The following is a 10,378-nucleotide window of genomic DNA, read 5'->3' as shown; positions in this document are numbered from 1 at the left end:
GAGAGTGGTTGCTAGCATGATTAGAAGTTGAAAAACCTCTCTTCTATACTTACATCCTTACTTGTTTAGGACTACCACAAGCCTTAAGTAATATTTCTTTACAGAATAACTGGGTAGATGAACTATAATTTATTTACAGTCGCTACAGCTAAAGTACCATCCCACAAGGCTTTTCTAAACAATTGTTCAACTTCCTGAGAATTTTCTCCAAATTAAGATCTAAGTTTTGCATAAAATCGCCGAAAAAAACTTGAGAAGAAATATAGAAGGGTGTATTGACTCTTTGATGCTCTTTGAGTCAAATAGCCGACATTAAATAACGCAAAACAACGCAATGTGTAATTCGATCTATCGTCACGCTAATTTGACGCGAGGTGGTACAACAGGGAACAACCTCGAATGCGGCTGCCTTCCCTTGTTAACTCAGTTAAACTGGGTTGGGCGATCGCCAGACCATAATACTTCGCGAAGAAATCCCCTTGGCTCTCCTTTGACAAAGGGAAAATGAGAAAAAATTGCACCTGGGGTTAAAAGCAAATGGATCTAAATGAGCGGCTCAAGCAGCTAGTACTAACAGCCCAACAGCACCCACCAAAAACACCAGAACGGCAGAAGGCTCTAGATTGGCTATTCCAAGCAATTTTGAGTTCGGGCAAGCTTTATTATCCTTACCAAGGAAAGTTTGTTTATCATTACGAAGAGATTAAGCAGGAGGCAGTACAAAACCTATTTTTATGTCTTTGTGAAAAGATCGATCAGTACGATCCAGAACGTGCAGAGGTAATAACATGGTGTAGTTTTCTGCTAAGAGAGCGATGTTTTAAGCTAGCAATTTCTCAAGTTATAGGCAGGAAAGATATTCAGATAATGTGCTTAGACGATCTCGAGAGACAGGCATCGTCAGAACGAGATAAACAGAAATTGTTAGAACGATGTAGAGAGGCATCGTCAGAACAATTTCCAAGCCTAGCAGAAGAGATCGAGAGCTATATAGAATCAGATGCAGAATTCAGGGAAACTTATATTAAAAAACATCCAGAAGCTAATTTTGCTGCTCTAGTCAAGCTGTATCTCGAAAAAAAAACGTGGCAGGAAATTTCAGAAATATTTGGAATATCAATTTCCACACTTGGCAGTTTTTATCAGCGCAGTTTAAAAAAGTTTGCCCCAAAAATTAGAAAGTATCTCGAAAGTATTTAACTCAACCACAGCAAAGCAATGACACAAGAATTATCAGTAGGTTCAACCGATTCAACCTTCAAAGTCGCCATAAGCAAAGAAGCTCGTGACCTAGCGCAACTATTTTGGCAACATCATCGCGATCGCGCTAAGGCAAAACAGGTTTATCTCAATACTCTAGCTGTGTTTGCCGTCGATCGCTACCTGCGTCAGCTAGAAATAGAAACAGATTGGGCAGCTAGTTGCAGTCACGACGTGGTGTATCAGATCCTGATGGATGTTGCCGATCTAGAAATTCCTGACGCGGGAACGCTAGAGTGCCGTCCCGTGCTGCCTCAAGCAGATGTCGTCTCTATTCCGCCAGAGGTGTGGTCGGAGCGCATCGGCTACGTAGCCGTACAGCTTGATGATTCGCTGCAAGAAGCAACATTGCTGGGATTTACCATGACAGTACCAGAAAGTGGCGAAGTCGCGATCGCGCAACTGCTACCAATTTCCCAGTTAGTAGCATACATACAACAAAATCAGCCAAAAGTTCAGCCAGCAAAACCGAGTCAAGTGCAGCTACTCAGTCGATGGTTTCAGAAACAGTTTGACAACGGTTGGCAATCTCTAGAGTCACTGTCAACCACACACCACCCAACTTTAGCCTTAAGACACGGACATACCTCCCAGTTGCATGAGAATAGCACCAAGGGAGTCAAGCTGATCGATCTGGGGCTACAACTAGGAAACCAATCCCTAGCATTAGTAATGATAGTTATGCCCGACAGCGATCGCCAAGTCGCTACGATTATCGTACAGGTACATCCGAAGGCTAGAGAAAATTACTTACCGCCAGATATTCAACTGATTTTGCTCTCGGAATCGGGAGAGACGCTGCAATCGGCGCAATCTCGCCATCAAGATAATTACATTCAACTAAGGCGGTTTCGGTGTGAATTGGGAGAAAGCTTTACGATTCAAGTCGCTGATGGTAAAATCGCCGTGACCGAAAAGTTTATGTCTGATGACTTTTGTTAGTAGTGGCGATCGCGTTGTGGAATATTAATTCGAGAACCAAACCCTAGAGCAGTACTAAACTTTTGTCGATCGTTCAGGGAGCAACAATATTTCTTTTGTACAGGCATTTACTTTCGCGATCTCTGCCGAACCCGTGATTCCTCGCGATCCGGTAATTCCTCGCGATCCCTGCTAAAGTAATATGCTATTGTCACCACAAACATCAACGCTCCCAACAACATCCCTCCCTTCTGTTCTTCCGTCTGCCATAGACGATCGCCGATAGACTTCCAAGATTTCACTAAACCCGGCTGCGTCGAAACGAAATTCCAAAGCCTGTAAATGATAAAGCCAAGCGTGAATAGTACAGCCGCGATCGCAATAAATACTACAGATGCGATTGCGATAAAGGACAAACTGCTCTTAATAACCGATAAACTTCTCCTAACGTTTTTACTTCTGATTCGCCTTAACGAATTCCTGCGGCGAGAGGGTTGAACCACACTTGTTTCACCAGCGAATTTATAAGCTGTAATCCGAAACTCATTTAATTGGATCTGATTTTCGGATTCGAGCCGAGAACGAAGCCGAGCTATATCTTCTAAATGACCTTTTACAATTAACTTAATTTTACCTCTTGCAGCCTCATAATTAATAGTAATACTATCTCCAATTTCTTTTTTTAAATCACCTTCTATTCCCGAAAAATAATATTTTAAAAATAGGAGGTTGCTAAATAAAATAGTAGCCACTCCTGGAATGCTGAAAATATAATCTATAAAAATTTTTATACTTGAAGCTTTATCGAATGAATTCAGCTCTACTCCAAGGACTATTTCAGGGTCTTGGTCTGTTATACCACTTCCGGCAGCTTGTTTCCTCCTCTGATATTCCTTCAAGTGCGGTATACAAGTTCTCTGCTTTACACCTTGTCCATCGTAGTCTATCTCTTTATTAAGCAGGTTCCATAATGACACTGCAGCATTGGAATTAAGCTGTTTAACCGTATATTCACTGCCTTCAGCAACTTTTGCGTAAGTGTTTCTCTCATTGGAACCTTTGTGTTTGTTATATGTCGCCTCTAACACCAACTCCCAATCCTTGGGTATATCTCGCCCTTTACGATATTTCTGGCTAATTTCGTTTACCAGTTCAAGGGCTTTTTCAAAGGATAAATCTGATTCAGAATTCATGATTTAGACTATTTTGTGAACGAGGTAGCGAGAGTTGGCGACTCAACTGTAAAGTGCATTAGAAATTATCCTTTGCCAATCTAGCTTAAAACTTATCACCTTTCATAACTGTTTTTCAACAATTTGTAATAGAGAAGCTCAAAGGTAGAAAACACCATATAAAATTTTTCTATTTTCCTATTTCCCTATTTTCTTATTTTTTTGCTATAGAATAATAAGAATACAAAAATTATCTGTACCCTCTTTACAAGCAGAAAAATAAGTTGTAATAATAGTTTTTAGCGGTTTTAATTTCTCTAGCAAAAAACATAATGAGCGATTCAACTAAGAAACAAAAGACTGCTATCAAGGACATGGACAGCTTTCTTTAGGTTCTCCATTTTCACGAATAGCTAGTTCAGCTCTTTGGATGAAGCGACTACTCCTGACGCTGCGGCAAGCCGACAGCGCATGCTTTTCCCACGGAACGAGATTACCTTTGATTATCCGATTCAAGCGTTTTATAGACAGGAAGATGCCCAGCTCCTCTGTTGAATTTTTGAGTCAGTTTATGCAGAAGAAAACCCACTTTAATTTTCTAGCTCCTCAGGACTTGTCTCACTCCCTGCTCCAAAACTAGAAGCCTTATATTTGCCTCCACTGGCTTACGGGAGAAGCAGCCGTGTTAATTTCTTCTACTTCTTTAAAACGTACATGTATAGTTACATACCTGCACTGCCAAGTCAATACTTTGTCCGTGATTCATCTCGTCCCCAGACTGTCGGCAGGGGACACGAATTCTCACGGTTGAAGGCTAAAACACTACTAGAGGCAGGCATATGAGAAGCTGCCCTATGGGGTTTAATTGCGCTGATATGGGCCTAACTCATGAGGGCTGTCAAAACGATACGACTTGTGCCAAGGAAGCTTGTAACAAGCTGTATATCACACTGGATGAGTTGAATGACTTGCAGGAAGAACTAGCTAAATATGAACAAGACATGGCTCGCGATCCTCATAATTGGAATAATTGGATGGCTTTGAGTCAATACGGCTATCTATTGTTGCAATTTGAGCGAAATAAAGAAGCACTCACCGCTTGCGAGCGAGTCACAGAACTTAAGCCTGATTATTACTGGGCTTGGTACAACCAAAGCACAGTATTAGAGAGACTGAGACGATATAAAGAAGCACTGGCAGCTTGCGAGCGAGCCATAGAAATTCGATTTTACGAAGACTTAGGTTGGCACAAGCGGAGTATACTGTTGATGATATTGGGGCAAGGGGAAGAAGCGTTTGCCGCTTACAAGCGTGCTACAGAGCTTCGGCAATCCTTAAAGCGCAAGATCGTGTTTGAAGTAGTGTCGCGATTGCCCAATCAATTCCAATATGCAGACATTGAGCGTGCTTACCCTGAAGTGAGTCGGTCTACAATCTGTCGGGCTTTAGCCGATCTGCGTTCTTTAGGTCAAGTTCGCCGCATTCAGCAGGGTCGAAATGCGATCTGGGAAAAAATACAAATAGAGACGTGATTAAAGAGACTCCGAAAGGAAGGGGTCAAAAACTGGAGCAAATTCTTGCACAAAATCTTTAGTGTTAGCTACATACCTAACTTCTTGTTACAAGATTTTTCTATCTTTCTCAAGTTTTTACAACAATACGATCGCTCACAGTCATGAAAACCACTGAATTAGAAGCCTATTTAAATTGTTGCATCGCCAAGCGATTGCAAAATAGCATTATGATTTGGGGAGCTTCGGGCTTGGGGAAGTCAAGCATTGTCAAGCAAGTTGCAAAAGAAAACAATCTCAAATTTCGTGATTTGCGGTTGTCTCAAATTCTACCTAGCGATTTACGTGGCTTACCTGTAGCCGATGGTGGATGTTCTAAATGGTTGCCCCCAAATTTTTTACCGCATGATTGTGATGAGGGTATCCTCTTTTTGGATGAAATCAATATGGCTCCTCCAGCAGTGCAAGGAGTCGCTCAACAGCTAATCTTAGATCGTTGCGTTGGCTCTTACACTGTTCCTGAAGGGTGGTTTATTTGGGCTGCTGGGAATCGCAAAGAAGATCGTGCTTCGGTGTTTGATATGCCTGCACCGGTAGCTAACAGATTTTTGCATCTCCAGCTAGAGCCGGATCTGGACAGCTTCAGAGCCTATGCTCTGGCGAACAACTTTAACACAGAAATACTCGCCTTTCTTTCTTTTCGCCCCGAACTACTACACAAACAAAGTCTACAACCCGCTTGGCCCTCACCTCGTTCTTGGGAAATGGCAAACACATTGTATAGTGCTGGTCTAGGTATTACTACCGCAGTTGGACCGAGTACGGCAGCTGAATTTAAGGCTTTTCTTGATGAATGTAAAACCATACCAGATTTGTCGTTAATTCTGGAAGGTAAGAGAGATATTATTCTTCGTACAACAGAACCATCGGTAAAGTATGCGATCGCGATTGGATTAGCAGCCAGAGCTGCGGATGCAGAGCAAGCCTATAATGCCTTCACTTGGCTGAATTCAACTTCTGCTACAGCAGAATGGATGCAACTGTATGCAGTCAATGTGTTTCCCTTGATGAAGAGTAAAGGACAAATAGGAACATTAGCAAACTTGATTCACCAAGACCCCAGTTTGCGGGAGTTTTTGCAAAATTATCAGAAGTTAGCGGGGTTGTAAGCTCCTCCATTGATTTTTCATTTTTTCCTTTTTTTATTGTTTCTTCAAGAACTAATATTTAAATTCAACAATACACTAATAGAAAATAAAAGAAATCTTGCCGCTACTGAGGATACATCAGCAGAAATTCTGCAACAATTAAGTCAAGACAAAGATCCTACTATTCGCGCTTTAGTAGCAAGTAATCCAAACACTCCTACTCAAGTTTTACTCGAACTGGGTATTGAGTTTCCCGACGAAATAACTAGGAACCCGATCTTCCTGCTTGAAACGCTGGAAAATTCCGACAGTGAGTTTGTGCGGATTTCATTAGCTCGGAGTACCACTACACCAACAAACACATTAAAAAAATTAGCCTTGGATCGCAGCAAAGAAATCCGCAGAATCGTGGCTGCTAATCCCAGTACTCCAGTAGAAACTTTAGAATTTTTACTTGGCGACCCTTATACTTTTAATGATAAATGTTTACGTTACTACGTTGCTACTAATCCTAATATCACAGAGAAGCTTTTAGCAATATTAGCTTTCGATCCCAACAAACGTGTCCGCATAGCCGTTGCCAATCATCCTCAGACATCAAGCAAAACTTTAAACAGACAGGACTTACGCAGTTGGATTAAGAACGAAACGGGGAGCCGCTAAATAAGCACGAATCGCATTGCGAACAATCGCCAACTTTGCCTCATACCAACTGATACCAGTTGTGAACCAATGCAGTTCTAAGCGAAGGAAGGCGCGAATCGCTAAACCGACATGATTACGTTGAGCACGAGAAGAACGAACTTGAGCACGTTCAGCCCCACAACACTGCTTCAATCCACGATGGTACTCTTCAATCGCCCAAGCAAACTCACTCCACTGTAATCGTTGTAACTCTTCCAGGTTGAGGTCATTAGTTGCCCAGTAGTCAATGTCACCGTTTGGGGCGACTATCTTGAAGACTTTGACTAAACCATAGCCCTTGAGATGCACAACAGTTGCTGTTGATCCAATGTTGACTTCGCTTCAAGGACGATTGCCCGTGCCATCAGGATTAACGTGGCGATTGCACTTGAATCGAGTCAGCCAAATCCACTCGTGACGGCGAATCAGTTTGAGATTATCCAGACTGCTGTACCAACTATCAAAGACAACACACTGTGGGGTAAATGCTCTTATCTTTGCCGTGTCCAACATGGCTCGAAAATGGTCGTTTTTCGTAGCTCCATCTACCGACTTTTCGTAAAACCGATAGTCCAAAGGGATATGGCTATCGCCTTGTGTCCACAGCAATGAAATCAGATTGATTCCTTGCACAACTCGCCCATGTTTTCCCGACCAATGGCGCGTCACCAATTCCATTTTTTCGGCGTAAAACTTATCGAGGGTAGAATCGTCAATGACTAGGATGCCCTTGTCGAAGCTGACGTGCTGCTTCGCTTCTAACCATAATGTCTCTGGTGACGGCTCCATGCGGTGAAGCAAGCGGGTAATTGCATCATGTGCAGCTGGATTCGCTGACTCTGGTTGCACCCTCTGGGCTTCCGTGCCACTATAGGCTTTCTGCGTTGCTATCAGAAAGTTTATGTAATCGTGTTCATTGTACTTGGGTGGGTTCATTCTTTTGTTTTACCCTACCTCTGGTTCAACTGCGTAACTCCTGACAGATTATCCCGCGATCCCAAGGGGTATATTCGTCGGAGCGTTGCTACTAATTCTAATACTCCACGTTGTGCTTTAAGAAGATTAGCTCGCGATCGCTGGGTAGATGTCCGTTGGAACGTTGCTGTTAATCTAAATACACCTAGAAAGACTCAAAAAAAGCTAGTTCTTAATGGCAGTGAGGATTTCCGTAAAGCTATCGCTATTCATCCTAATACGCGAGAATATATTCTAGAAGAACTAGCTTTTGATCGCGAGGTAGATGTCCGCTGGAATGTTGCTGCTAATCCTAATACTCCGGCAAAAGTTTTAGCAAAATTAGCGGGCGATAATGATATGTTAGTTCGCCTCTGCGTTGCTAAAAATCCTAATACTCCAGGATATATTTTAGAAAAAGTAGCTGACGATCGCAACCGATACATTCGCAAAGCTGTTATCAATCATGCTCACATTCTAGGAAAAACTTTAGTAAAGCTGTCCTGCGATCGCGACCGATACGTTCGCAGAGCCGCTAATATCATGGAGAGCGATTTTTTTCGGGGGAGATAGGACAGACAATGGGGTAAGATGGCTCAATGTCTGATTCTTCCGAACCTGCTATTTATCAACTAAAGGTGGTGCTGCTGGGCGTTAGCCCAATGATTTGGCGGCGCTTACTTGGAGAGCAGCGACAGCACAATAGAAGATTTGCATTACACGCTCCAGCGGGCAATGGGGTGGGAAGATATCCACTTGCATCACTTCATCATTCACGGGAAACAGTATGGAGTCACTCAACCGGGCGGAACAGTATTTAGCGAACGTGCTTGTGAGGTAAAGCTTGCAAGGTTTGAATTTCGGGAAAAAGAGCGGTTTTTATACGAATATGACTTCAGTATCTGCCCAGCAATGGGTGCATGGCGCTACTGGTGGCGGCATGAAATCAGAGTCGAAGCAATTTTGACTCCACAACCCAATCAAATTTATCCAGTCTGCACTGGTGGTAGAGGCGTTTGTCCAAGAGAAGATTGTGGTGGTCCTTGGGGCTTTATGAAAGCAAGGGAAGAATTTTCAATTTGGGATGTGTTAGAGCGTTTTGGCTCAATGCTAGAGTCTGGAAATTTTGTCATGGATAGGGAAGAAGCGGATGAACTACGCACCTGGCTATTGGTTTATCTAAATCGCTTTGACCGCCACGAAGTCAATCGCCATTTGCAGCAATACACCACTGGTGGTAAAGAACCGATGTTATTTGAGCAGAGGATAGTGTGAAAATTAAAATTCAAGTGGTTATTGAGTCAGATTGTGGCGCTCCTCAAATTACCCAAGAAGTTGCACAAATTGAGCGTGGTTCTTTACAACCTGAAAACTTGGGATTAAGCTTAACAGAAGCAAAAACGTTGCTGCAAAATACTCAACGTACCTTGGTTGAGCAACAGGTTGCCGAGTATGAAAAACAACATTTGTCATGCCTGCACTGTGAAAAGAAACTGTTGCACAAAGACAAGCGCACAAGTGTATACCGAACGTTGTTTGGCAAGTTACATCTACGCTCCAATAAACTATTTCACTGTACGTGTATCGAGCAACAATCTCGTAGCTTTAACCCACTGGCAAACTTATTAACCGAACGTACCTCTCCAGAACTACTGTATTTAGAATCGAAGTTTGCGTCTTTGATGTCCTACGGACTTTCCGTCAAACTTTTGCAGGAATTATTACCACTAGAAGGGCAAATAAACGCTACAACAGTACGGAATCACCTCCACGCAGTTGCTACACGTTTAGAATCCGAACTAGGTGAAGAAAAAGGAGCATATATCGAAGGCTGTCCTCGTGATTGGGAGGAATTACCCCGACCCGATCTACCAATAGTAGTGGGAATGGATGGAGGATATGTCCGTTCCTACGACAAACAATCGAAAAGCAAAAGCAACTTTGAAGTCATGGTTGGCAAGTGTATAAAGGCAGACGGCACATCCAAACGTTTTAGCTTTGCTTATTGTTACGACACTAAGCCCCAACGTCGAATCTTCGAGGTGTTGAAATCCCTTGGGATGCAGATGAACCAACAAGTTACATTTCTGTCAGATGGCGATGAGAAGATCCGCGACTTACTATCCTGTCTTAACCCCAACGCCGAGTATCTACTCGACTGGTTTCACATCACAATGCGGATAACGGTGATGAATCAGGTCGCAAAAGGACTAACCAAAAGAGACCCAGAAACAAGTAAATATATATTAAAAGATTTGACTTCGGTAAAGTGGTATCTGTGGCATGGCAACGTTTTTAAAGCTTTGGAATTGATCGAAGAGTTGCTCGACAATACTTTTACCTTGGCAGACCATGAGAAAAAGCCTTGTCTGGAGGCGAAAAAGCTTTACAACATGATGGAGGAATTTCATACCTACATCTCAAATAATGGAGCATACATCCCCAACTATGGAGAACGTTGGCGGTGTGGCGAAGTCATTTCTACTGGGTTTACGGAATCAGCGGTCAACCAAGTCATTAGCAAACGGTTTGTGAAGAAGCAACAGATGCGGTGGACTCCAAAAGGTGCCCATCTTCTGCTCCAAGTGCGAACGCTGGTTCTCAATGAAGAATTACGTAGCAAGTTTCAGCAATGGTATTCTGGTTTGACACTAGATAGCAAGCAAAATCAACAAATGCCTCATGCTACTTAAATACACAGTATAAACGTGATTTTATTGGCTTTGAA

At 42.7% G+C, this 10,378-nt stretch carries 9 protein-coding genes and 1 pseudogene; 8 read left to right on the top strand and 2 right to left on the bottom strand.

Annotated features, from left to right (window positions below):
* The first annotated feature begins 537 nt into the window (after window positions 1-537).
* Together DSM107010_RS27820 and DSM107010_RS27815 are read left to right on the top strand one after the other, a co-directional pair.
* Window positions 538-1,200 (top strand): RNA polymerase sigma factor, encoded by a 663-nt coding sequence (locus tag DSM107010_RS27820; RefSeq protein ID WP_106168210.1) that lies wholly within the window; start codon window positions 538-540, stop codon window positions 1,198-1,200.
* Between the two features lie 18 nt (window positions 1,201-1,218).
* Complete coding sequence (locus tag DSM107010_RS27815) at window positions 1,219-2,202, top strand: DUF1822 family protein (RefSeq protein ID WP_106168211.1); 984 nt, start codon at window positions 1,219-1,221, stop codon at window positions 2,200-2,202.
* A gap of 107 nt (window positions 2,203-2,309) precedes the next feature.
* On the opposite strand, the gene DSM107010_RS27810 is transcribed toward DSM107010_RS27815, so the two are convergent.
* Entirely contained in the window at window positions 2,310-3,374 is a 1,065-nt protein-coding gene (locus DSM107010_RS27810; protein WP_106168212.1) for a hypothetical protein, read from the bottom strand.
* 854 nt (window positions 3,375-4,228) lie between these two features.
* Between DSM107010_RS27810 and DSM107010_RS27805 the strand changes: the two genes are divergently transcribed.
* From DSM107010_RS27805 to DSM107010_RS27795, 3 genes are all read left to right on the top strand, one after another.
* On the top strand, window positions 4,229-4,885 hold the full coding sequence (locus DSM107010_RS27805; RefSeq protein ID WP_158631881.1) for a Fic family protein: 657 nt from the start codon (window positions 4,229-4,231) through the stop codon (window positions 4,883-4,885).
* Window positions 4,886-5,028: 143 nt separating this feature from the next.
* Window positions 5,029-6,033 carry an ATP-binding protein gene (locus DSM107010_RS27800; protein ID WP_106168214.1) on the top strand — a complete coding sequence of 335 codons (1,005 nt, stop codon included), beginning with the start codon at window positions 5,029-5,031 and terminating at the stop codon, window positions 6,031-6,033.
* A 36-nt stretch (window positions 6,034-6,069) separates the two neighbouring features.
* Window positions 6,070-6,675 carry a hypothetical protein gene (locus tag DSM107010_RS27795; protein ID WP_158631880.1) on the top strand — a complete coding sequence of 202 codons (606 nt, stop codon included), beginning with the start codon at window positions 6,070-6,072 and terminating at the stop codon, window positions 6,673-6,675.
* Here the strand turns inward: DSM107010_RS27795 and DSM107010_RS27790 are convergent.
* Window positions 6,637-7,632 (bottom strand): annotated as a pseudogene (locus DSM107010_RS27790) (IS701 family transposase). The gene DSM107010_RS27795 and the pseudogene DSM107010_RS27790 overlap by 39 nt on opposite strands.
* Between DSM107010_RS27790 and DSM107010_RS27785 the strand changes: the two are divergent.
* The 3 genes from DSM107010_RS27785 to DSM107010_RS27775 all read left to right on the top strand — a co-directional run bounded on the left by DSM107010_RS27785 (window position 7,606) and on the right by DSM107010_RS27775 (window position 10,343).
* Window positions 7,606-8,223, top strand: a complete 618-nt coding sequence (locus DSM107010_RS27785) for a hypothetical protein (protein ID WP_127024416.1) — start codon at window positions 7,606-7,608, stop codon at window positions 8,221-8,223. The pseudogene DSM107010_RS27790 and the gene DSM107010_RS27785 sit on opposite strands and share 27 nt — an antisense overlap.
* 108 nt (window positions 8,224-8,331) lie before the next feature.
* Window positions 8,332-8,925 (top strand): plasmid pRiA4b ORF-3 family protein, encoded by a 594-nt coding sequence (locus tag DSM107010_RS27780; RefSeq protein ID WP_146138696.1) that lies wholly within the window; start codon window positions 8,332-8,334, stop codon window positions 8,923-8,925.
* Entirely contained in the window at window positions 8,922-10,343 is a 1,422-nt protein-coding gene (locus DSM107010_RS27775) for an ISKra4 family transposase (protein WP_106168217.1), read from the top strand. Before DSM107010_RS27780 ends, DSM107010_RS27775 begins: the two co-directional genes overlap by 4 nt.
* Window positions 10,344-10,378: the final 35 nt, after the last annotated feature.

Source organism: Chroococcidiopsis cubana SAG 39.79 (assembly GCF_003991895.1).
GTDB lineage: Bacteria > Cyanobacteriota > Cyanobacteriia > Cyanobacteriales > Chroococcidiopsidaceae > Chroococcidiopsis > Chroococcidiopsis thermalis.
Note: the sequence above shows the minus strand (reverse complement) of the source record. Positions and strands in the feature narration are given on the sequence as shown.